This is a genomic window from Streptomyces tailanensis, assembly GCF_008386495.1.
GTDB classification, from domain to species: Bacteria; Actinomycetota; Actinomycetes; order Streptomycetales; family Streptomycetaceae; genus Streptomyces; species Streptomyces tailanensis.
Window position 1 is genome coordinate 40,574 of sequence record NZ_VTHJ01000015.1, and the last position, 21,687, is coordinate 62,260.

Consider the following 21,687-nt stretch of genomic DNA (forward strand, 5'->3'; position numbering starts at 1 on the left):
TGGCGGCCGGACCAGGCACCCCGTCTGAAAAGGCGGGGGTCCGGGGGCGGCAGCCCCCAGATACGGCCACACCGGCCGGGGGTGAACCAGTCACCCCCGGCCGGCACGGACCACCGGCTTACGCCCGCGGCTTCTCGCGCATCTCGTACGTCGCGATGACGTCGTCGACCTTGATGTCGTTGAAGTTTCCGAGGTTGATACCACCCTCGAAGCCCTCGCGGATCTCGGTGACGTCGTCCTTGAAGCGACGCAGGCCCTCGATGTTGAGGTTCTCCGCGACGACCTTGCCGTCGCGGATGAGGCGGGCCTTGGTGTTCCGCTTGACCTCGCCGGAGCGGATGAGAACACCCGCGATGTTGCCCAGCTTGGACGACTTGAAGACCTCGCGGATCTCCGCCGTACCGAGCTCGACCTCTTCGTACTCCGGCTTGAGCATGCCCTTGAGGGCCGCCTCGATCTCCTCGATCGCCTGGTAGATGACCGAGTAGTAGCGGACGTCCACGCCTTCGCGCTCCGCCATCTGCTGCGCACGGCCGGCTGCCCGGACGTTGAAGCCGATGACGATCGCGTCGGAGCCCATCGCGAGGTCGATGTCCGACTCCGTGACCGCACCGACGCCGCGGTGCAGGACGCGGATGTCGACCTCTTCGCCGACGTCCAACTGGAGCAGGGAGGATTCCAGCGCCTCGACCGATCCGGACGCGTCGCCCTTGATGATCAGGTTCAGCTGCTGGACCTCGCCGGCCTTCAGCACCTTGTCCAGGTCCTCCAGCGACACGCGGCGCGTGCGCTTCGCGAAGGCCGCGTTGCGCTCGCGAGCGGCGCGCTTCTCCGCGATCTGGCGGGCCGTACGGTCCTCCTCGACCACGAGGAAGTTGTCGCCCGCACCCGGGACGTTGGTGAGGCCCAGGACCTGTACCGGCGTCGACGGGCCGGCCTCGGCGACGTTGTTGCCGTTGTCGTCGAGCATGGCGCGCACTCGACCGTAGGCGTCGCCCACGACCATCGTGTCGCCGACCCGCAGCGTGCCTCGCTGGACGAGGACCGTCGCCACGGCACCGCGGCCGCGGTCGAGACGGGACTCGATCGAGATGCCCTGCGCGTCCTGGTTCGGGTTGGCCCGCAGGTCGAGCGAGGCGTCGGCGGTGAGGACCACGGCCTCCAGCAGGGAGTCGATGTGCAGACCCTGCTTGGCGGAGATGTCGACGAACATCGTGTCGCCGCCGTACTCCTCGGCCACCAGGCCGTACTCGGTCAGCTGACCGCGCACCTTGGTCGGGTCCGCGCCTTCGACGTCGATCTTGTTGACCGCGACGACGATCGGGACGTCGGCCGCCTTGGCGTGGTTGAGCGCCTCGACCGTCTGCGGCATGACGCCGTCGTTGGCCGCGACGACCAGGATCGCGATGTCCGTCGACCGGGCACCACGGGCACGCATGGCGGTGAACGCCTCGTGACCCGGGGTGTCGATGAAGGTGATCGCGCGGTCCTCTTCGTTGACCTGGGTCGAGACCTGGTAGGCACCGATGTGCTGGGTGATGCCGCCGGCCTCGCCCGCGATGACGTTCGTCTTGCGGATGGCGTCGAGCAGTCGGGTCTTACCGTGGTCGACGTGACCCATGACGGTGACGACCGGCGGACGGACCACCAGGTCCTCCTCGTCGCCCTCGTCCTCGCCGAACTCGATGTCGAAGGACTCGAGAAGCTCGCGGTCCTCCTCCTCGGGGCTGACGATCTGAACCGTGTAGTTCATCTCGTCGGCGAGGAGCTGCAGCGTCTCGTCGGAGACGGACTGCGTGGCCGTGACCATCTCGCCCAGGTTCATCATGACCGCGACGAGCGACGCCGGGTTGGCGTTGATCTTCTCCGCGAAGTCGGTGAGAGAGGCACCGCGCGACAGGCGAATGGACTCGCCGTTGCCGCGAGGCAGCATCACGCCGCCGACCGACGGGGCCTGCATGGCCTCGTACTCCTGGCGCCTCTGCCTCTTCGACTTGCGGCCACGACGCGCGGGACCACCGGGACGACCGAAGGCGCCCTGTGTGCCACCACGCGCACCCGGACCACCGGGACGGCCACCGAAGCCGGGACGGCCACCGCCACCCGCGCCCGCGGGACCACCGGGACGACCGGCGAAACCGCCACCGCCACCGCCACCGGGACCAGCGGGACGACCGGCGAAACCGCCGCCGCCACCCGGACGACCGGCGAAACCGCCGCCGCCACCGGGACGACCGCCGCCGCCACCGCCACCGGGACGACCGCCGCCACCGGGACCGCGGCCACCGGGGCCACCGCCGCCGGGACGCGGGCCGGCAGCGGGACGCTGCGGCATCATGCCGGGGTTCGGACGCGGGCCGCCGGGGCCGCCGCCGGGACGGGGACCGCCGCCCTGCGGGCGGGGCATGCCGCCCGGGGTCGGACGCGGGCCGCCCGGAGCCTGCGGACGGGGACCGCCCGCCGCGCCCTGGGGACGGGCACCGCCCTGACCGGCGCCCTGCGGACGCGGAGCGCCGCCGGGAGCACCCTGACCACCCGGGCCACCAGGTCGGGGAGCGCCACCCGGACGGGGCGCCTGCGGGCGACCCATGCCGGTGGAGCCACCGGAGGTGAAGGGGTTGTTACCCGGACGCGGACCCGCGGGACGGGCACCGCCGGGCTTGGGCGCACCGGCACCACCACCCGGACGCTGACCGCCGGGACGGGGCGCCCGGTCGCGGTCCTGACCGGGACCGGACGGACGCTGGCCACCGGGACGCGGCGCACCGGGGCCGGGACGGGCGCCCGGTCGCGGGGACGGGGCGGCCGGAGCCGACGGGGGCGCCTGGAACTCGGGCACGCTCGGAGCCGGGGAGGCCGGAGCGGGCTTCGGCGTCGGCGGCTTGGGACCGGGCGTCGGACGCGGACCCGGCGTCGGGGCCGCGGGCCGCTCGGCGGCCGGCGGCTTCGGCGCGGCCGGACCCGGGCGCGGGGCGGCCGGACGTGCGGCCTGCGCGGGAGAGGGTGCCGCCGGACGGGCCGGGGCAGCCTTGCGGGGGGCGGGCTTGCCGCCACCGTTGCCCTGCTGGAGGGCGTCAGTCAGTTTGCGTACTACGGGCGCCTCGATCGTCGAGGACGCCGAACGGACGAATTCACCGAGCTCTTGGAGCTTGGCCATGACGACCTTGCTCTCAACCCCGAACTCCTTGGCGAGTTCGTATACCCGGACCTTAGCCACTTCGCTCCTTTTAGGTCCGGGTTGCGTCCGGACCGTCGCTACTTCATGGGCGTACTCATCGCGTGCTCATCGAGTGCTCATCGCAATCTCGACCTACTTCCAACTCGCGGGGTACCAGGGCCGCACGGAGGTTCCGTGCGACGCGTCTTACTGTGTTGCCTGCTCGACGGTGAGGCGCAACGCCGCGGTGTCGAGCGGTCCCGGGGCACGCAGCGCCCGCGGGAACGCCCGGCGGCGAACCGCCAGGTCGAGACAGACCGGGGCGGGGTGAACGTACGCACCCCGGCCGGGCAGCGTACCGCGATGATCGGGGACGCATTCACCCTCGATCGCCACGATGCGCAGCAGCTCGGTCTTGACCGCTCGCTGCCTGCACCCCACACAGGTGCGCTCAGGGCATACACGGGCACGCGTCCGGCCAGACACTGCTAAGTCTACCTCCCCGCACCGACCTCACCCCTTTGGGGCAAGAATCGAACGGTTGTTGTCGTGATCTCAGCGACCTGCGGCTGGGATCTATTCCCGAACAACCGCCGGTCACTGTTCGGGGCCTACTCGGACGGCTGCTCGGTGTCCGGGCGGATGTCGATCCGCCAGCCGGTCAGACGGGCGGCGAGACGGGCGTTCTGGCCCTCCTTGCCGATCGCCAGCGACAGCTGGTAGTCGGGCACCGTCACACGCGCGGAGCGGGCCGCGAGGTCCACCACGTCGACCTTGGAGACCCGGGCCGGCGACAGCGCGTTCGCCACCATCTCGGCCGGGTCGTCCGACCAGTCGACGATGTCGATCTTCTCGCCGTTCAGCTCGCCCATGACATTGCGCACACGTCCGCCCATCGGACCGATGCAGGCGCCCTTGGCGTTCAACCCGGAGCGGGTGGAGCGGACGGCGATCTTCGTACGGTGACCCGCCTCACGCGCGATGGCGGCGATCTCGACGGATCCGTCGGCGATCTCCGGCACCTCCAGCGCGAAGAGCTTCTTCACCAGGTTGGGATGCGTGCGCGACAGGGTGACGGACGGACCGCGCACGCCCTTCGCCACCCGGACTACGTACGACCGCAGCCGCATGCCGTGCTGGTACGACTCGCCGGGGACCTGCTCCTGCACGGGCAGGATGGCCTCCAGCTTGCCGATGTCGACGAGCACGTTCTTCGGGTCGCGGCCCTGCTGGACCACACCGGTGACGATGTCGCCCTCGCGCCCGGCGTACTCGCCGAGCGTGGCGTCGTCCTCCGCGTCCCGCAGTCTCTGCAGGATCACCTGCTTGGCGGTGGTGGCGGCGATGCGGCCGAAGCCGGACGGGGTGTCGTCGAACTCGCGCGCCTCCTGCCCCTCCTCCAGGTCCTCGGGGTCCTCCTTCGCCCACACGGTCACATGGCCGGTCTCCCGGTTGAGCTCCACGCGCGCGTGGCGGCGGCTTCCCTCGGTGCGGTGGTAGGCGATGAGGAGGGCCGCCTCGATCGCCTCGACGAGCAGGTCGAAGGAGATCTCCTTCTCCCGTACCAAGCCCCTGAGGGCACTCATGTCGATGTCCACGGCTACGCCTCCTCCTCTTCCTTCATGTCCTTCTTGTCCTTGCGGTTGAACTCGACCTGGACGCGGGCCTTGTCGATCTCGTCGAAGGCGAGCCTGCGGGTGGTGGCCTTGCGGCCCTTCACTCCGGGCACCTCGAGGTCGAGGCCGTCGTCGTCCACGGTCAGGATGCGGGCGACCAACTCGCCGCCGCCATCGTGGAACTGGAACTTCACCAGGCGGTCCACGGCACGGCGGTAGTGGCGGTGCTCGGTGAGGGCGCGCTCGGCGCCCGGGGTGCCGACTTCCAGGGTGTACTCCGCCTGGCCCATCGCGTCCGTCTCGTCCAGCTTGGCCGAGAGCGCACGGCTGACATCGGCGACCGCGTCCAGATCGGTGCCCTCGTCGGAGTCGACGACCACGCGCAGCACCCGCTTGCGTCCGACCGAGTCCACTGCGATCTCTTCGAGATCCAGGCCCTGGGAGCGTACGAGCGGTTCCAGCAGTTCTCGCAGCCTCTCGCTCTGGGTGGTGCTCATCCGGGTGACTCCTCGGCCGCGTGTGCTGTTGTGGGTAGGGCGCGTGTCAGGTCAAAGGGTAGCCGCTCCGCTGGGGTGTTGCCGTCCAAGTGGGTTCCTGTGGATCGGGGTGCGGGACGGAACGCCGCGCCCCTATCGGGGCTCGGGGAGTTTCACGGGTACCGTGATCACACCGCTTCTTTGTTCGTACGAACCCCCTAGGACGTCTGTCGTGTCGTTCACCGTGCCGTCGCGTACCCCTTCGGGGCCGCGCAGGAGGAGTCTGCTGGTCGGGGCCGCGGGTGTGGGCCTGCTGGTGGGGTGTTCGGCGGGGGGTGAGGGGTCGGATGCCGCCGGGGGCGGTCCGTCGGTGGTGGAGAAGGCGCGGGCCCGGGCGGCGAAGGACAGTGGGGGGCTCGTGGAGCGGTACGACGCCGTGATCGCGGCGCATCCGGATCTGGCCGCGCTGCTGACGCCGCTGCGGGCGGAGGTCGTACGGCATGTCCAGGCATTCGGGGGTGGGAAGCGTACGGCTACAGCGAGCGCTTCTCCGTCCGGCTCGGCCTCCCCCTCCCCCGCGCCGACCGACCCGAAGGCCGCCCTCACCGAACTGGCCGCTGCCGAGCGGAAGCTTGCCGACAGGCGGGCCAAGGCGCTGCTGGAGGTGCCGGGTGAGGTGGCGCGGTTGATGGCGTCCGTGGCGGCGGCGGGGGCCGGGCACGCGTACTTGTTGACGGAGGGTGCGAAGTGAGCAGCGGGGAGCTGAAGGCGGTGCAGGCGGCGCTCGGGGCCGAGCATGCCGCCGTGTACGGGTACGGGGTCGTCGGCGGGAAGATCGGCGAGGCCCGGCAGAGCGAGGCGCGGGAGGCGTACGACGCGCACCGGGCCCGCCGCGACGAACTGACGCGGACCGTACGGGATCTGGGCGGTCGGCCCGATGCCTCGGCCGCCGCGTACGCGCTGCCCTTCCCGGTGACGGACGCCGACTCCGCCGTACGCCTCGCCGCCGAGTTGGAGGAACGGGTGGCCGGGGTGTACTCCGACCTCGTACGGGCATCCGAGGACGATCGGCGTGCGGCGGCCGCCGAGGCGCTGCGGGAAGCGGCGGTGCGGGCGGTTAGGTGGCGAGGAGGAAGCGTAGCCTTCCCTGGTCTCGCCGAGCGGGCGGCCGGTGCCGCGGCCTCGGCGGCACCGCACACCTGATCGCTGCTGGGAAGGAACGACTCGCGCATGACTCGCAAGGCTTTCGAGGCGTCCGAGGCTTTCGAACCGCCGCAGCGGCTTGTGCGCGCGCTCGCCGAGACCCGGCTGGTCGGCGACGACGGCGTCGGCGAGTGGTTGGAGAGGCTGCCCGAGCTGGTCCAGCAAGCCGTGGATCTACGCGAGTTGACCGTGGAGCGGGTGCAGGCGCCCGGCGGGCGCAGCAGTCTGGTACTCCTGGTACGGCAGATCGACGACACCCCCGCCGTGCTGAAGCTGGCGCCGGAGCGGGCGCGGCCGGAGAGCGAGCGGGCGGCGCTCGCCCACTGGGGCGGGCGGGGTGCGGTGCAGTTGCTGAATCCCGGTGACAGTCAGGGCGTGCTGCTGTTGGAGCGGCTGCACCCCGATCTGTCGGTGCGGTCGTTGCCGGAGGCGAAGGCACTGCTGGAGGCCGCCACGACCTTGCGGCGACTGTGGGTCGAACCGCCCTCGGCGCATGTGTTCGAGACCGTGGCGCAGCGGACGGGGCGGCAGGCCGCGGCGATGCGGGTCGGCGCCGCCGGGGACGGCGAGGTGCGGGCTCTGGTCGACGCCGCCCTTGCCGCGCGGGAGGAACTGCTTGCCGCGGCTCCCGAGGAGCGGTTGCTGCACGGGACGTTCCGGCAGAGCAAGGTGCTCGCCGGGGAGCGGTTTCCGTGGTTGGCCGTGGGGCCTGATCCGGTGGTCGGTGAGTGCGCGTTCGATCTGGCTCGGCTGGTGCGGGATCGGGTGGAGGACCTGATCGCCTCGCCGTCGGGGGCCGCGACCACACGGCGGCGGGTGAGGAAGCTTGCCGAGTCGTTGGATGTGGATCAGGAGCGGTTGCGGGGGTGGACGCTGTTCCGGGCCGTGGAGTCGGGGGTGCGGGCGCGGAGGGTTGGGCGGCCGCGGGATGCGGAGTTGTTGTTGGAGTTCGCGGGGTGGCTCTAGGGGGTGTTGTGCGGGACTTTCACAACACCCCCTAGCTGCGCTGGTGCCCTCTTAGCGCGGTCATCGGGTGCCTCCGGCTTCCGGTGCGGGTCTGAGGATTTCGCCCCCGCCGCCCCTTCCCGTCCCGACCCTGGGGGCTGCGCCCCCAGACCCCCGCTGTCGCCCTTCGGGCTCGTCCTCAAACGCCGGACGAGCTGAGTTGGGCCAGCCCGGGGTCGTGACCACCGTTCCGTCGTGTGTGACCAGCCTTGCCGGGAGGCCCAGTCGCGACAGCCAGCGAGGGGCGGCCTCGCCCTTCAGCAGGGATGCCGTGCCGGCGGCGCCCGCGTCGGCGCAGGTGGCGGCGGCCACCGAGACGGTGCGCCAGGGGGTGGGGGCGGTGGTGCCGGAGGTGGTGAGGCCGCCGCTGTGGATGGCGACCGTGGCGGATGAGCCGTGGGTCGGGAGGTCGTCCACCGGGCCTGTCTCGTCCTGGACGCGGATGCGCCAGCCGCCGGCCGGGGGTTCGCCCGCGACGGCCGTGTCGCCGCCGAGGCTGACCAGGATGCCGCAGTCGGCGGCGCGGGCCAGCATGTGTGCCGCCTTGTCGGCCGCCCAGGCCTTGGCCGTGGCGCCCAGGTCCAGGCTGACGCCGGGCGGGAGGGTCACGGTGTTCGTGGCGCGGTCCAGCTCGACCAGGCTCCAGCCCGGCACGCGCCTCACCGCGAGCCGCACCGGGCGGTCGTCCTCCTGGACCAGGGTGAAGTCGCGGGCGCAGCCGAGGGCCGCCATCGCCGAGCCGGCCGTGGGGTCCACGGCGCCGTCCGTCACCCGGGCGGCACGCAGCGCCACCGCCAGGGCCTCGGCCAGCAGCGGGCTGACCTTGACCGGTCGGCCTTCGGCGGCGTTCAGCGCCGACAGCTCCGAGTCCTTCCGGAAGCGGCTGCACGCGGCGTCGACCTCGGCCAGGTGGCGGGCGAGGAGCAGGTTGCAGGAGTCCAGCAGGGCCGGGTCGGTCGTGACCAGGCGGACGCTCGTACCGAGGGCCCGCCAGTCCGTGGCGGCCGTGGGGCGGTCGGTCGTGGACACGGTCATCACGACGCCCCCGAGATCGAGTCCGCCGCCGAGTCGTCCGTGGACGAGGTCATGCCGTCGGAGGAGGGCCGAAGGTCCGAGGAGGAGTCGGAAGAGGAGTCCACTGAGCTGTGCGACGACGAGGACGTGTCGGTGGAGCTGCCCCAAGAAGAGCTCGACGAGCCAGTGCTGCTGCCGCCGCTCGCCGTCGTGGCCGCGTCCGCCTGCACCGTGCCGATCAGCGCGAACATCCCGGCCGCCGCCGCGAGCGTCACCGCCGCGGCCGCGGCCGCCGTACGCCGGGCGCCTCTGCGGATGCCCGCTACGGCACCCCGTTCTCTGGTCGCCATGACCGTTCCCCTCCGTAGTGACGTTCTGTCACGTCCTACGGTCGGGGAACGGTCTGAGAGAAACCTGTGAGGCACCTATAGGCCCGGGGAGAACTTTCTGAGGGTTCCCTTTAGGCGCCTCGTGCGGCTCAGGCAGCGGTCAGGCGGAGGCCAGGCGGGCGATCGCCTCGTCGACCGTCAGCTCCTCGCGCTCGCCGGTGCGGCGGTCCTTCAGTTCCAGGACGCCCTCGGCGGAGCGGCGGCCCGCGACCAGGATCTTCGGTACGCCGATGAGCTCGGAGTCGGTGAACTTCACGCCCGGGGAGACACCGGCCCGGTCGTCGACCAGGACCCGCAGACCGGCCGCCCGCAGCTTCTCGGAGACGTCGAGGGCCAGTTCGGTCTGGAGGGCCTTGCCGGCGGCGACGACATGCACATCGGCCGGGGCGACCTCCTCGGGCCAGCACAGGCCCTTGTCGTCGGCGGACTGCTCGGCGAGGGCGGCCACCGCGCGGGAGACGCCGATGCCGTACGAGCCCATGGTGACGCGGACGGGCTTGCCGTTCTGGCCGAGGACGTCGAGCTTGAGGGCGTCGGCGTACTTGCGGCCGAGCTGGAAGATGTGGCCGATCTCGATGGCACGGTCGAGCTTGAGGCCGGTGCCGCAGTTCGGGCAGGGGTCGCCCTCCTGGACGACCACGACGTCGACGTACGCGCCGACCTCGAAGTCACGGCCCGCGACGACGTTCTTGGCGTGCGTGGCGTCCTTGTTGGCGCCGGTGATCCAGGAGGTGCCGGGGGCCACGCGCGGGTCGGCGATGTACGTGACCTTCTCGCCCAGACCCTGCGGGCCGACATAGCCGCGGACCAGGTCGGGGCGGCCCGCGAAGTCCGCCTCGGTGACCATCTCGACGACCGCCGGGGCGAAGTGCGCCTCGGCCTTGCCCATGTCGACCTCGCGGTCGCCGGGGACGCCGACGGCGACGATCTCGCCGTCGACCTTGACGAGGAGGTTCTTCAGGGTGGCGGAGGCCGGGACGCCGAGGTGGGCGGCGAGGGTCTCGATGGTCGGGGTGTCCGGGGTCGGGATCTCTTCGAGCGCGGGCACGTCGCCTGCGTCCACCGGCTTCAACTCGTACGTGATCGCCTCGGTGTTGGCCGCGAAGTCGCACGCAGGGCAGTCCGCGAAGGTGTCCTCGCCGGCGGCGGCCGGGGCCAGGAACTCCTCGGACTTCGAGCCGCCCATCGCGCCGGCCGTCGCGGCGCAGATGCGGTAGTCGAGGCCGAGGCGCTCGAACACCTTCTGGTAGGCCTGGCGGTGCAGGGCGTACGACTGGGCGAGGCCCTCGTCCTCGGTGTCGAAGGAGTACGAGTCCTTCATCAGGAACTCACGGCCGCGCAGGATGCCGGCGCGGGGGCGGGCCTCGTCACGGAACTTGGTCTGGATCTGGTAGAGGATGACCGGCAGGTCCTTGTAGGAGGACGCCTGGTCCTTCACGATCAGCGTGAAGATCTCCTCGTGGGTGGGGCCGAGGAGGTAGTCACCGCCCTTGCGGTCCTTCAGGCGGAACAGCTCCGGGCCGTACTCGTCCCAGCGGCCGGTCGCCTCGTACGGCTCCTTCGGCAGCAGGGCGGGGAGCAGGACCTCTTGGGCGCCGATCGCGTCCATCTCCTCACGGACGATGCGCTCGACGTTGGCGAGGACCTTCTTGCCGAGCGGCAGCCAGGTCCAGACGCCGGCCGCCGTGCGGCGCACGTAACCGGCGCGGACGAGCAGCTTGTGGCTGAGGACCTCGGCGTCGGCCGGGTCGTCGCGCAGCGTCTTCGCCATCAACTGGGACATGCGCTGGACCGGTGGGTTCGCCATGATTCTCGTACTCCTGCTGCCGTTGACTGATGGCAGGAGGTTAGCCGGGCGGTGCGGGACCGTGGAAATCGGTCAGCGGCGGCGCAGTGGGAGGGGGGCGCCCATCACGGCGTACGGCTTGGGGGCGCTGGGGAAGACGACCTGGCGGGCCAGGTCCTCGTAGCCGAGGGAGCGGTACAGGCCGCGGGCCGGGCTGTCGACGTCGATCGCGGAGAGGATCGAGCGGGGCTGCGTCGCGGTGTCGGTGATGGCGGTGATCAGCGCGCGGCCGATGCCCTTGTTCTGGTAGGCCGGGTGGACGTGCAGTTCGGTGATCACGAAGGAGTCGTCCAGCCAGGCCTCGTGGCCGAGGGCGCGCAGGTAGGGCTCCACGACGGTGGACCACCAGTGGGTGCGGTCATTGGGCATGCCGTAGACGAAGCCGATGAGCCGTCCGGCGGTGGTGGCGCCCAGTGCCCTCGCCCCCGGGTACGTCATGTGGCGGAGGACGATCTGGCGGCGTACGGCTACCTCGTCGGGGCCCAGTCCGAAGGCGATGGCTTGGACGGCGAGGGCCTCGTCCACGTGGGCCGAGAGGTCCAGGGGGCCGATCACGATGTCGTCGGGGCGGGGGCGATGGCCGTGTCCGTGACCAGGTAGACGCATGGGGGGAGATTACAGGGGGCCACAGGGAGTTGATCGGCTGCGGTTGATCGGCTGCGGTTGATCGGCAGTGGTTGATCGGCAGTGGTTGATCGGCTGCGGGGCGTGGGCTCAGAACAGGACGCTCATGAAAGCGCCGACTTCCTGGAAGCCCACCCGTCGGTACGTGCGCCTCGCCGCCGTGTTGAAGTCGTTCACGTACAGGCTCGCCACCGGGGCCACGTCGGCCAGCGCGTAGCGCAGGACCGCTGCCATGCCGGGGGCCGCCAGGCCCTGGCCTCGGTGCTCGGGGGCGACCCAGACGCCCTGGATCTGGCAGGCCAGGGGGGTGGCCGCGCCGATCTCGGCCTTGAAGAGGACTCGGCCGTCGGCGTCGAGGCGGGCGAAGGAGCGGCCGGAGCCGACCAGTTCGGCCACTCGGGCCTGGTAGAGGAGGCCGCCGTCGCCGGCCAGGGGAGAGACGCCTACCTCCTCGGTGAACATCGCCACGCACGCCGGCATGATCGTCTCCATCTCGTCCTTGCGGATGCGACGGACGTACGGGTCCGGGGTGACGTCGGCGGGGTCGGGGAGCCGGTCGGTGACCATCAGCGGCTGGTGGGTGCGGACCTCGCGGGCCGGGCCCCAGCTGGGTTCGAGCAACCGCCAGAGCTGGGCGGTGGATTCGGCGGGGCCGACGATGGAGGAGCAGCGGCGGCCGGCCCGGCGGGCGCGGTCGGCGAAGGCGCGGACGGCGCGGGGGGTGGCGCAGATGGGGACGAGGTTGGCGCCGGCGTAGCAGAGGGAGGTGAGGGCGCCGTGCTCGTACCAGCCCCACATTTCGCCGCCGAGCCGCCAGGGGTCGAGGCCGGCGACCTGGACGCGGGATGTCACGAAGGCGTTCGCGACGGGCTCACGGTCGAGGACGGCGAGCGCGGCGTCCAGGTCACTCGGTTCGAGGACCCTGGTGGTCGTCTGGGTCAACACGTGCGGGGGCCTCACCCTGGTGGAATGCGCTGATTCCCGCACTGTACCTGGCGATTGTGTGGGGTGCCGAGGTCGTTGTGCAGGGCTGGGTTTTCGCCCCCGCCGCCCCTACCCGTCCCTCCCCACTCTCGGCTCCGCTCGAGCGGGGGGACCCCCATCCAGGAGCTGCGCCCCTTCGACCCCCGCCCACTGGCTCGGCAGGTGCGGTTGTCATGCGAGTGCGGGTGCCTTGTGGCTTGTCGCGCAGCTCTCCGCGCCCTTGGAAGGGGGCCTGCGGCCCCTTCCAGAGCGCAAGCCCTCAGCCTGCTACCGCTACCGTCGGTTCGCCCGACGTCACGCCCTCGGCTTCCATCTGTTCGGCGATCTTCATGGCCTCCTCGATCAAGGTCTCTACGATCTTGGATTCGGGGACCGTCTTGATGACCTCGCCCTTGACGAAGATCTGGCCCTTGCCGTTGCCGGAGGCCACGCCGAGGTCGGCTTCGCGGGCCTCGCCGGGGCCGTTCACCACGCAGCCCATGACGGCGACTCGGAGGGGGACCTCCATGCCGGTGAGGCCGGCGGTGACTTCTTCGGCGAGCTTGTAGACGTCGACCTGGGCGCGGCCGCAGGAGGGGCAGGAGACGATTTCGAGGCCGCGCTGGCGGAGGTTCAGGGACTCCAGGATCTGAGTGCCGACCTTGATCTCCTCCACCGGCGGGGCCGACAGGGAGACGCGGATCGTGTCGCCGATGCCCTCGCTCAGCAATGCCCCGAAGGCCACCGCCGACTTGATCGTGCCCTGGAAGGCCGGGCCCGCCTCGGTGACGCCGAGGTGGAGGGGGTAGTCGCACTGGGCCGCGAGCTGGCGGTAGGCGTTGACCATGACGACCGGGTCGTTGTGCTTGACCGAGATCTTGATGTCCCGGAAGCCGTGCTCCTCGAAGAGGGACGCTTCCCAGAGGGCCGACTCGACGAGGGCCTCGGGGGTGGCCTTGCCGTACTTCTGGAGGAGGCGGCGGTCGAGGGAGCCGGCGTTGACGCCGATGCGGATCGGGGTGCCGTGGTCGCTCGCCGCCTTGGCGATCTCCTTGACCTTGTCGTCGAACTGCTTGATGTTGCCGGGGTTGACGCGGACGGCCGCGCAGCCCGCCTCGATGGCGGCGAAGACGTACTTCGGCTGGAAGTGGATGTCGGCGATGACCGGGATCTGCGACTTACGGGCGATCACCGGGAGCGCGTCGGCGTCGTCCTGGGTGGGGCAGGCGACGCGGACGATCTGGCAGCCGGAGGCCGTCAGCTCGGCGATCTGCTGGAGCGTGGCGCCGATGTCCGACGTACGCGTGGTCGTCATGGACTGGACCGACACCGGGGCGTCTCCGCCGACCGCCACGGACCCGACCTGGATCTGCCGGCTCTTCCGGCGCTCGGCGAGCTTGGTCGGAACGGACGGCATGCCGAGAGAAATCGCAGTCATCTGCTGTGCAACCCCAAGTTGTCGATCAGGATCGGGTCCCGGTACGGGCGGGCTCCAAGCTTCGAGATTACGGCACGGGCGTAGGCCAGAGCACTCCCCCACCTCGAATGCGCTCGGCGGGGGGACCCCCATCGGGCCGTGAACCCACCCGTGAGGGAGGCGGTCCGGCGGACAGCGAAGCGGCCGGGCACCCAGGGTGCCCGGCCGCCGTGAACTCCGTGTGACTACGAGATGCTCACCGGGTTCACCACGTCCGCGATCATCACGAGAAGCGTGAAGCAGATGAAGATCCCGGCCACCACGTACGCGACCGGCATCAGCTTCGCCACGTCGAACGGGCCGGGGTCGGGGCGGCGCAGCACCTTGGCCGTGTTCCTGCGCACCGACTCCCACAGGGCGCCCGCGATGTGCCCGCCGTCGAGCGGGAGGAGCGGGAGCATGTTGAACAGGAAGAGGGAGAGGTTGAAGCCGGCGAGCAGGATGAGGAAGGTCGCGAGCTGCTGGGTGGCGGGGATGTCCAGGGTGAAGATCTCGCCGCCGACGCGGGCCGCGCCGATCACGCCCATGGGCGAGTCGGCCTCGCGCTCGCCGTCGCCGAAGGTGGCGTCCCACAGGGCGGGGACCTTGGCGGGCAGGGAGATCAGGGACTCGACGCCGTTCTCCATCATGTCGCCCATGCGGTTCACGGACTCGCCGAAGGAGAGCGGGAGGACGTCGGTGGCGGGGGTGAAGCCGAACCAGCCGGCGGAGACGTACTTGCCTTCGACGTAGCCGCCTTCGCCGTCGGTCTTGCTGACCAGGTTCTTGACGAGGGTGGCGGTGAGGTCGAGCGTCTTGCCCTCGCGCTCGACGGTGACGGTGACCTGCTTGCCGGGGTTGTCGCGGATGTCGGTCTGGAGGGTGGACCAGTCCTCGACGGGGGTGCCGTTGAACGCGACGATCTTGTCGCCGGGCTGGAGGCCCGCGGCCTTGGCGGGGGCCTCCTCGTCGCCCGACTGGCACTTGGAGCGGTTCTCGCTGGCCTCGATGACGCAGTCCGAGACCTTGCTGACCGTGGTCGTCGTGGTCTGGGCGCCGAAGGTCATCATCACGCCGACGAAGATCACGACGGCGAGGACCAGGTTCATGAACGGGCCCGCGAACATCACGATGACGCGCTTCCAGGGCTTGCGCGTGTAGAACAGGCGGCTCTCGTCACCGGGCTGGAGCTCCTCGAACGAGGCCGCGCGGGCGTCCTCGATCATGCCGCGGAACGGGGACGTCGAGCGGGCCTCGATCCGGCCGTCGGGGCCGGGCGGGATCATGCCGATCATGCGGATGAAGCCGCCGAGCGGGATCGCCTTGATGCCGTACTCGGTCTCGCCCTTCTTGCGCGACCAGATCGTCGGGCCGAAGCCCACCATGTACTGGGGTACGCGGATGCCGAACATCTTGGCCGTCGACAGGTGGCCCAGCTCGTGCCAGGCGATCGAGAACCCCAGGCCGATCACGAAGACGACTATGCCGAGGATGAACATCAGGGTCGTCATGCACGGGCCTCCGCGGTCGTCCGCTCGGTGGGTTTGCCGGTCGGGGTGGTGGTCAGTTCCCGGGCCCGGGCGCGGGCCCATGTCTCCGCTTCGAGGACGTCCGCCACGGTCAGGGAAGTTCCCGTTCCGGGGGTGCCGTGCCCCTCGACCACACGGGTCACGGTCTCCATGATCGAGTTGAAGGGCAGGGCGCCCTTCAGGAAGGCGTCCACGCATTCCTCGTTGGCCGCGTTGAACACCGCCGGGGCGGTGCCCGCGAGCTCCCCCACATGCCGGGCGAGAGCGACCGACGGGAACGCCTCGTCGTCGAGCGGGAAGAACTCCCAGTTGGACGCCTTGGTCCAGTCGAAGGCGGGCGCGGCGTCGGGGACGCGCTGCGGCCAGCCGAGGCCGATGGCGATGGGCCCGCGCATGTCGGGGGGCGTCGCCTGGGCCATCGTCGATCCGTCCGTGAACTCAACCATCGAGTGGACATACGACTGCGGGTGCACGACGACCTCAATGCGGTCGAAGGGAATGTCGTAGAGGAGGTGTGCCTCGATGACTTCCAGGCCCTTGTTGACGAGGGTCGCGGAGTTGACCGTGATGACCGGGCCCATGGCCCAGGTGGGGTGCGCGAGCGCGTCGGCGGGCGTCACGTCCGCCAGCTCCGCCTTCGTACGGCCACGGAACGGGCCCCCGGAGGCGGTCACGACGAGCTTGCGCACATCGGCCCGGGTGCCCGAGGCGAGGGCCTGGAAGAGGGCCGCGTGCTCGGAGTCGACCGGGATGATCTGGCCCGGCTTGGCCACCGCCTTCACCAGCGGGCCGCCGACGATGAGCGACTCCTTGTTGGCGAGCGCGAGGGTGCGGCCCGCCTCCAGGGCGGCGAGGGTGGGGGCGAGGCCGATGGAGCCGGTGATGCCGTTGAGGACGGTGTGGCAGTCGGAGGCGGCGAGGTGGGTGGCCGCGTCCGGGCCGGCCAGGATCTCGGGAAGGGCTTCCCCCGCCCCGTAGGCGGTGGCCAGGGCCTCCTTCAGCGCCGGTACGACGTCCTCCCGGGCCACGGCGACGGTCCGTACCCGCAGGCGGTGCGCCTGCTCGGCCAGCAGCTCCACCCTCCCTCCGGCGGCGGAGAGCCCGGTGACGCGGAAGCGGTCCGGGTTGCGCAGGACGAGGTCGATGGCCTGGGTGCCGATCGAGCCGGTCGATCCGAGGATCACTGCATCCCGTACGCCGTCGACCGGGTCGAAGACGAGATGCGGATCGGCGAGCGGGGCTGGACTGTCGGTCATCCCCCCATTGTGGCCGCATCCGGTGTCCGGCCGGACCGCGCGTCCCCTTGTTGACCCACTTCGTGCCGTGTGTGGCCGTGCGTGGTTGACGAGTGGATTTCTCCGTTTGTGAAGCACAAGTGAAGGCGGAGGTGGTATGACTTCCCCCCTGAACTGATCCGATAGTCGGATCAACCGATCGCCGGAACCGGTGGTTGACGGCGATCGTGAACGAGGATCCTGGGGGGATTTCCATGTCTGTGCGCATACGCGCCCGCGCCGCCCTGCCCGCGCTCGCCGGAGCGGTGGCTCTGACCGGCACGCTGCTCAGCTCTCCGGCCGAGGCGGCCGGGCGCGTCTACATCTACGAGGTGTACTACGACAGCCCCGGGTCGGACCGCGGCTCGAACGCGAGCCTGAACGCCGAGTGGGTCATCATCAAGAACTCCAAGTCCACGGCGGTCTCGCTGAAGGGCTGGAAGCTCAAGGACAAGACCGGCTACACGTACACCTTCGGCGATGTGAAGGTGAACGCGGGCAAGTCCAAGAAGGTGCACACCGGCAAGGGGACCAACACCGCGTACGACAAGTACTGGGGGCGGTCCTGGTACGTGTGGAACAACACCGGGGACACGGCGACGCTGTACAGGGCCGGAGGGGTCAAGGCCGACGACTGTTCGTGGTCCTCGATCGGCAAGGGCTACAAGTACTGCTAGCCGGTCGGTCCCCACGCGGCGGAGCCGCACATTGATACAGCCCCGCGCCCCTGAATGACCGGGGCGCGGGGAGTCGGGAAGTCAGCGGATGGGGCGGTGGACGTTCTCCTTCTCGCTCGGGCCCGGGGTGGCGTCCGCGATCCAGGGGCCCTCGCCGGACGGGTCGACCACTCCCCGTTCCAGCCACTCGTAGGCGCCGGCCAGGACGCCCTTCACCACCTTGCGGTCCACGGTGTCGGTGTTGGTCCACAGGCGGGCGAAGAGTTCCTCCACCCGGATGCGGGACTGGCGGCAGAAGGTGTCGGCCAGTTGGTAGGCCTCGCGGCCGTGGTCGGTGGTGGTGCGGAGGAGTTCGGCGCGTACGACGGCCGCGCTCATCGCGAAGAGTTCGGCGCCGATGTCGACGATGCGGCCGAGGAAGCCCTGCTTGGTCTCCATACGGCCCTGCCAGCGGGACATGGCGTAGAACGTGGAGCGGGCGAGCTTGCGGGCGCTGCGTTCGACGTAGCGCAGGTGGGTGGAGAGGTCCGGGTGGCCGGAGGGGTTGAAGTCGCCGTATGCGCGCGGGAGTTGACCGGTGCCCGTGACCAGCTTCGGCAGCCACTTGGCGTAGAAGACGCCCGCGCCCGCGCCCGCCTTCGCCTTGTCGGAGAGGGATTTCTCCGGGTCGATGAGGTCTCCGGCCACGGAGAGGTGGGCGTCGACGGCCTCGCGGGCGATCAGCAGGTGCATGATCTCCGTGGAGCCCTCGAAGATGCGGTTGATGCGCAGGTCGCGCAGGACCTGCTCGGCGGGGACGGCCCGTTCGCCGCGCGCCCGCAGGGAGTCGGCCGTCTCGAAGCCGCGGCCGCCGCGGATCTGGACCAGTTCGTCGGCGATGCGCCAGCCCATCTCCGATGCGAAGAGCTTGGCGAGGGCGCCCTCGATACGGATGTCGTTGCGGTCCTCGTCGGCCATCTGGGAGGAGAGGTCCAGGACCGCCTCCAGGGCGAAGGTCGTCGCCGCGATGAAGGAGATCTTCTGCCCGACCGCCTCGTGGTGGGCGACCGGCTTGCCCCACTGTTCGCGGGCGGCCGACCACTCGCGGGCGATCTTGAGGCACCACTTGCCGGCGGCCACGCAGGAGGCGGGCAGGGAGAGGCGGCCGGTGTTGAGGGTGGTGAGGGCGATCTTCAGACCGGCGCCCTCGGGGCCGATGCGGTTGGCGGCGGGCACCCGGACCTGGTGGAAGCGGGTGACGCCGTTCTCGATGCCGCGCAGGCCCATGAAGGCGTTGCGGTTCTCGACGGTGATGCCGGGCGAGTCCGTCTCCACGACGAAGGCGGTGATGCCGCCCTTGTGGCCCTCGGATTTCGGCACGCGCGCCATGACGACCAGGAGGTCGGCGACCACGCCGTTGGTGGTCCAGAGCTTCACGCCGTCGAGGACGTAGTCGTCGCCGTCGGGTACGGCCGACGTGGCCAGCCGGGCCGGGTCGGAGCCGACGTCGGGCTCGGTGAGGAGGAAGGCGCTGATGTCGGTGCGGGCGCAGCGCGGCAGGAACTTCTCCTTCTGTTCGGGGGTGCCGAACAATTTCAGCGGCTGCGGTACGCCGATCGACTGGTGGGCCGACAGCAGCACGCCGATCGCGGGGCTGGCCGAGCCCGCCAGGGCCAGCGCCTTGTTGTAGTACACCTGGGTGAGGCCGAGGCCGCCGTACTTGGGGTCGATCTTCATGCCGAGGGCGCCGAGTTCCTTGAGGCCGTTGATCACCTCGTCGGGGATGCGGGCCTCGCGCTCGATCAGGGCGCCGTCGACCTTGGTCTCGCAGAACTCGCGGAGCTTGGTCAGGAACTGCTCGCCGCGCCGGACGGCCTCGTCGGTGGGGAGCGGGTGGGGGTGGATGAGGTCGAGGCGGAACCGGCCCAGGAACAGTTCCTTGGCGAAGCTGGGCTTGCGCCATTCCTGCTCCCGGGCGGCCTCCGCCACCTGGCGGGCCTCACGCTCGGTGACAGTTGGCTTCTTGAGGGGTGGGGCGGACATGAGGCTCACCTCGCCGCGAATCGGGATCATGGACCACATCGGTTACTGATGGGTGCTACTCGATCGTTGGTACCCGATCCGGGGTGAGCCCGCCACCCCTCGCGTCGTTCGGCGAAGCCTCGGCCTTTCGGGTCGAAGCGTCGGCCTCTCGGGTCGAAGCCTCAGCCGATGTTCACCGAGTACGACTTCGTGTCCAGGCGGCCGGTGCCCTTGAAGACCTCGGTGCCGGCCTCGATACCGGAGACGTACTTGTCGTCGCTCAGCAGGTTGCGGCGGACCAGGGCCTGTGTGAAGTCGTCGAGGTTGAGGGTGGCCTTGCTGGTGTTGCTGCGGCGGACGAAGGAGAAGACCTTCCAGCCGATGTCGCCGGTGTAGATGTCCCACATGGCACCGCCGAGGCTGACGCTGCCGTACTTGGTGCCGAGCGGGCCCGCGCCGCCCTGGCGGTTGAGCCAGATCATGATCTCGTCGGTGGGCTGGTCCTGCCAGTCCGCGGTGTTCTTGTCGTGCAGCCACAGGTCGTAGGCGACGTTCATGGTGCCCGGGTCGGAGCTGACGGTGAACTCCCAGCTGGTCCTCACCGGCTTGCGGTCGCCCACGCGGATGGGGAGCTGGGTGGACGCCTTGTCGACCTTCCAGCCCCAGTGCCAGCCGAGGACGGAGGAGGCGTACGTCTTCACGTCGTAGTCCTTGCCCGTGGCGCTGTTGGCCAGGCTGTAGTTCGTGCCCCAGGAGATCGTCGAGCCCGACTGGGAGTTGTCCCAGACGCACTGGGTGCCGGTGAACTTCCCCTCGTTCCAGAGGTTGTTGTTCACGTAGTACTTGCCGAGCGTGACCGTGTCGAAGGCCGCGCACTTCTTGGCCTCCTCACCGGCCGTCGCCACGGTCACGGTGGCCCCGACGGCAAGAGCGGTGACGACAGCGGCGCCGATCTTCACCGTACGGGTGAGACGGGGACGACGGTGTTGCATGGGGGTTCCTTCCGGGGGTGACACGTACGCGAGCTGGTCGCCACCGGGGAGACAGAAGGTTGCCGCCGGGCTTTTACTTGGGAGTGGCGGGGCCGCAGGCCCACGCCACCCCCAAGGGGCGCGGGGCTGTATCGATTTGCGGCTCCGCCGCGTGGGCGCGACCAGCCACAGACGACCCGCAGACGCCCAAGAACCGCACCCCCACCCCAGTAGGCGCCCCCGCCCACCCGACGGAGTCGAAGCGCTTCGACAACCTATGGACACCCACCCACCGTCAAGCTACTGTCGTGCCACCCTCACTCACCCTGGTTCAGAGTAAACGCGCTGTCGAAGCGCTTAAACACGCTTGGAGAGCTGGATGGTCACCCTCGCCGAGGTCGCCCAGCACGCCGGAGTCTCGGCGAGCACGGTGAGCTATGTCCTCAGCGGCAAGCGGTCCATCTCCGCGGGCACCCGGCAGCGGGTCGAGCGGAGCATCCAGGAGCTCGGCTACCACCCGAACGCGGGGGCCCGGGCCCTGGCGAGCAGCAGGTCGAACATCATCGCGCTGATGGTCCCTCTGCGGACCGACATGTACGTCCCCGTGATGATGGAGATCGCCATAGCCGTGGCGACCACGGCCCGCACCCACGGCTACGACGTACTGCTGCTCACCGGCGAGGAGGGCCCCGACGCGGTGCGCCGCGTCACCGGCAGCGGGCTCGCCGACGCGATGATCCTGATGGACGTCGAGCTCGCCGACGAGCGGCTGCCGTTGCTTCGCGGTACCGACCAGCCGTCGGTGCTCATCGGCCTTCCGGCCGACACCAGCGGCCTGACCTGCGTGGACCTCGACTTCAGGGCGACGGGCGCGCTGTGTGTGGAGCATCTGGCGATGCTCGGTCACCGCGACATCGCGGTCATCGGCGAGGCGCCCGCGGTCTACGAACGGCACACGGGTTTCGCCGAGCGCACCCTCGACGGACTCAGGTCCCGGGCACGGGAGCTGGGCCTGCGCGTACTGCACCGCCCCTGTGAGGGCGGCTACGACGCGATGGCCGCGACCCTGGCCCGGGTCTTCGACGAGCGGCCGGGCACCACGGGGTTCGTCGTGCAGAACGAGTCCGCGGTCGAGCCGCTGCTCTCGCTGCTGCGCCAGCAGGGCCGGGCGGTGCCCGAGGACGTCTCGGTGATCGCCATCTGTCCCGAGCAGGTCGCCGTGCAGGCCTCGGTACGGCTGACCTCCGTCGCCATTCCGGCCCAGGAGATGGGTCGGCGGGCCGTGGAGCAGCTGGTCGCCAAGCTGGAGGGGCGGGACACCGAGGAAGTGGTGCTGCTCGCCCCCGAGTTGACGGTCCGCACGAGCACGGGGCCGCAGTCCACGGCTGACTGATCCCGCCTCAACTCCCCTATTTCGTACGGCAGTCGGGGATCCTCCCCCGACTGTGCAATCCACCTCCTTCCTCCTTCCTCACCGCCCGGCCCA

19 protein-coding genes are annotated in these 21,687 nt (G+C 70.4%); 5 read left to right on the forward strand and 14 right to left on the reverse strand.

From position 1 onward, the window contains the following. Positions 1–118: 118 nt before the first annotated feature. The 4 genes from infB to rimP all read right to left on the reverse strand — a co-directional run bounded on the left by infB (position 119) and on the right by rimP (position 5,270). On the reverse strand, positions 119–3,217 hold the full coding sequence (gene infB, locus F3T56_RS14690) for a translation initiation factor IF-2 (protein WP_149825636.1): 3,099 nt from the start codon (positions 3,215–3,217) through the stop codon (positions 119–121). A gap of 147 nt (positions 3,218–3,364) precedes the next feature. Continuing rightward, positions 3,365–3,643, reverse strand: coding sequence for a YlxR family protein (locus F3T56_RS14695; protein WP_149825637.1), 279 nt, complete (start codon positions 3,641–3,643; stop codon positions 3,365–3,367). 125 nt (positions 3,644–3,768) lie between these two features. Continuing rightward, on the reverse strand, positions 3,769–4,755 hold the full coding sequence (gene nusA, locus F3T56_RS14700; protein WP_149825638.1) for a transcription termination factor NusA: 987 nt from the start codon (positions 4,753–4,755) through the stop codon (positions 3,769–3,771). A gap of 2 nt (positions 4,756–4,757) precedes the next feature. After that, a complete protein-coding gene (rimP, locus tag F3T56_RS14705; protein WP_149825639.1) occupies positions 4,758–5,270 on the reverse strand; it encodes a ribosome maturation factor RimP in 513 nt (170 codons plus the stop codon). A gap of 211 nt (positions 5,271–5,481) precedes the next feature. On the opposite strand from rimP, the gene F3T56_RS14710 reads away from it, so the two are divergent. Genes F3T56_RS14710 through F3T56_RS14720 form a run of 3 tightly spaced genes read left to right on the forward strand, consistent with a single transcriptional unit; the run spans position 5,482 to position 7,418 of the window. Beyond that, positions 5,482–6,000, forward strand: coding sequence for a hypothetical protein (locus F3T56_RS14710; RefSeq protein ID WP_246203623.1), 519 nt, complete (start codon positions 5,482–5,484; stop codon positions 5,998–6,000). Continuing rightward, entirely contained in the window at positions 5,997–6,452 is a 456-nt protein-coding gene (locus F3T56_RS14715; protein WP_149825640.1) for a ferritin-like domain-containing protein, read from the forward strand. Before F3T56_RS14710 ends, F3T56_RS14715 begins: the two co-directional genes overlap by 4 nt. A gap of 27 nt (positions 6,453–6,479) precedes the next feature. Continuing rightward, positions 6,480–7,418 carry an aminoglycoside phosphotransferase family protein gene (locus F3T56_RS14720; protein ID WP_149825641.1) on the forward strand — a complete coding sequence of 313 codons (939 nt, stop codon included), beginning with the start codon at positions 6,480–6,482 and terminating at the stop codon, positions 7,416–7,418. 60 nt (positions 7,419–7,478) lie between these two features. Here F3T56_RS14720 and F3T56_RS14725 read toward each other — a convergent pair whose 3' ends face one another. The 8 genes from F3T56_RS14725 to dxr all read right to left on the reverse strand — a co-directional run bounded on the left by F3T56_RS14725 (position 7,479) and on the right by dxr (position 16,534). After that, positions 7,479–8,492, reverse strand: coding sequence for an FAD:protein FMN transferase (locus tag F3T56_RS14725; protein WP_149825642.1), 1,014 nt, complete (start codon positions 8,490–8,492; stop codon positions 7,479–7,481). Further along, entirely contained in the window at positions 8,492–8,821 is a 330-nt protein-coding gene (locus F3T56_RS46155; RefSeq protein ID WP_172638947.1) for a hypothetical protein, read from the reverse strand. Before F3T56_RS46155 ends, F3T56_RS14725 begins: the two co-directional genes overlap by 1 nt. A 139-nt stretch (positions 8,822–8,960) precedes the next feature. After that, positions 8,961–10,667 (reverse strand): proline--tRNA ligase, encoded by a 1,707-nt coding sequence (locus tag F3T56_RS14735; protein ID WP_149825643.1) that lies wholly within the window; start codon positions 10,665–10,667, stop codon positions 8,961–8,963. Between the two features lie 72 nt (positions 10,668–10,739). Beyond that, positions 10,740–11,312, reverse strand: a complete 573-nt coding sequence (locus F3T56_RS14740) for a GNAT family N-acetyltransferase (RefSeq protein ID WP_149825644.1) — start codon at positions 11,310–11,312, stop codon at positions 10,740–10,742. Positions 11,313–11,420: 108 nt separating this feature from the next. After that, on the reverse strand, positions 11,421–12,275 hold the full coding sequence (locus tag F3T56_RS14745; RefSeq protein WP_149825645.1) for a GNAT family N-acetyltransferase: 855 nt from the start codon (positions 12,273–12,275) through the stop codon (positions 11,421–11,423). Positions 12,276–12,573: 298 nt separating this feature from the next. Then, the gene (ispG, locus tag F3T56_RS14755) at positions 12,574–13,731 is read right to left on the reverse strand and encodes a flavodoxin-dependent (E)-4-hydroxy-3-methylbut-2-enyl-diphosphate synthase (RefSeq protein ID WP_149825647.1); all 1,158 of its coding nucleotides are present in this window, start codon (positions 13,729–13,731) and stop codon (positions 12,574–12,576) included. Positions 13,732–13,955: 224 nt separating this feature from the next. After that, positions 13,956–15,260 carry a M50 family metallopeptidase gene (locus F3T56_RS14760; RefSeq protein WP_149825648.1) on the reverse strand — a complete coding sequence of 435 codons (1,305 nt, stop codon included), beginning with the start codon at positions 15,258–15,260 and terminating at the stop codon, positions 13,956–13,958. Further along, positions 15,257–16,534 carry a 1-deoxy-D-xylulose-5-phosphate reductoisomerase gene (gene dxr, locus F3T56_RS14765; RefSeq protein WP_149825649.1) on the reverse strand — a complete coding sequence of 426 codons (1,278 nt, stop codon included), beginning with the start codon at positions 16,532–16,534 and terminating at the stop codon, positions 15,257–15,259. Before dxr ends, F3T56_RS14760 begins: the two co-directional genes overlap by 4 nt. Positions 16,535–16,767: 233 nt before the next feature. Here dxr and F3T56_RS14770 point away from each other — a divergent pair, with 233 nt between their 5' ends. Continuing rightward, positions 16,768–17,229, forward strand: a complete 462-nt coding sequence (locus F3T56_RS14770; RefSeq protein WP_149825650.1) for a lamin tail domain-containing protein — start codon at positions 16,768–16,770, stop codon at positions 17,227–17,229. 81 nt (positions 17,230–17,310) lie between these two features. Here F3T56_RS14770 and F3T56_RS14775 read toward each other — a convergent pair whose 3' ends face one another. Both F3T56_RS14775 and F3T56_RS14780 read right to left on the reverse strand, forming a co-directional pair. Further along, positions 17,311–19,251, reverse strand: a complete 1,941-nt coding sequence (locus tag F3T56_RS14775; RefSeq protein WP_149825651.1) for an acyl-CoA dehydrogenase family protein — start codon at positions 19,249–19,251, stop codon at positions 17,311–17,313. Positions 19,252–19,412: 161 nt separating this feature from the next. Then, positions 19,413–20,222 carry a GH12 family glycosyl hydrolase domain-containing protein gene (locus tag F3T56_RS14780; RefSeq protein WP_149825652.1) on the reverse strand — a complete coding sequence of 270 codons (810 nt, stop codon included), beginning with the start codon at positions 20,220–20,222 and terminating at the stop codon, positions 19,413–19,415. A 358-nt stretch (positions 20,223–20,580) separates the two neighbouring features. Between F3T56_RS14780 and F3T56_RS14790 the strand changes: the two genes are divergently transcribed. Beyond that, positions 20,581–21,594 (forward strand): LacI family DNA-binding transcriptional regulator, encoded by a 1,014-nt coding sequence (locus F3T56_RS14790; protein WP_149825654.1) that lies wholly within the window; start codon positions 20,581–20,583, stop codon positions 21,592–21,594. The last annotated feature ends 93 nt before the right edge of the window (positions 21,595–21,687 follow it).

What these genes read in the sequence shown, in the direction of transcription:
- rimP (WP_149825639.1), bottom strand. Translation starts at nt 5,270, where the DNA reads ATGAGCACCACCCAGAGCGAGAGGCTGCGAGAACTGCTGGAACCGCTC.
- F3T56_RS14720 (WP_149825641.1), top strand. Translation starts at nt 6,480, where the DNA reads ATGACTCGCAAGGCTTTCGAGGCGTCCGAGGCTTTCGAACCGCCGCAG.
- F3T56_RS14725 (WP_149825642.1), bottom strand. Translation starts at nt 8,492, where the DNA reads ATGACCGTGTCCACGACCGACCGCCCCACGGCCGCCACGGACTGGCGG.
- F3T56_RS46155 (WP_172638947.1), bottom strand. Translation starts at nt 8,821, where the DNA reads ATGGCGACCAGAGAACGGGGTGCCGTAGCGGGCATCCGCAGAGGCGCC.
- F3T56_RS14735 (WP_149825643.1), bottom strand. Translation starts at nt 10,667, where the DNA reads ATGGCGAACCCACCGGTCCAGCGCATGTCCCAGTTGATGGCGAAGACG.
- F3T56_RS14740 (WP_149825644.1), bottom strand. Translation starts at nt 11,312, where the DNA reads ATGCGTCTACCTGGTCACGGACACGGCCATCGCCCCCGCCCCGACGAC.
- ispG (WP_149825647.1), bottom strand. Translation starts at nt 13,731, where the DNA reads ATGACTGCGATTTCTCTCGGCATGCCGTCCGTTCCGACCAAGCTCGCC.
- F3T56_RS14760 (WP_149825648.1), bottom strand. Translation starts at nt 15,260, where the DNA reads ATGACGACCCTGATGTTCATCCTCGGCATAGTCGTCTTCGTGATCGGC.
- dxr (WP_149825649.1), bottom strand. Translation starts at nt 16,534, where the DNA reads ATGACCGACAGTCCAGCCCCGCTCGCCGATCCGCATCTCGTCTTCGAC.
- F3T56_RS14770 (WP_149825650.1), top strand. Translation starts at nt 16,768, where the DNA reads ATGTCTGTGCGCATACGCGCCCGCGCCGCCCTGCCCGCGCTCGCCGGA.
- F3T56_RS14775 (WP_149825651.1), bottom strand. Translation starts at nt 19,251, where the DNA reads ATGTCCGCCCCACCCCTCAAGAAGCCAACTGTCACCGAGCGTGAGGCC.
- F3T56_RS14780 (WP_149825652.1), bottom strand. Translation starts at nt 20,222, where the DNA reads ATGCAACACCGTCGTCCCCGTCTCACCCGTACGGTGAAGATCGGCGCC.
- F3T56_RS14790 (WP_149825654.1), top strand. Translation starts at nt 20,581, where the DNA reads ATGGTCACCCTCGCCGAGGTCGCCCAGCACGCCGGAGTCTCGGCGAGC.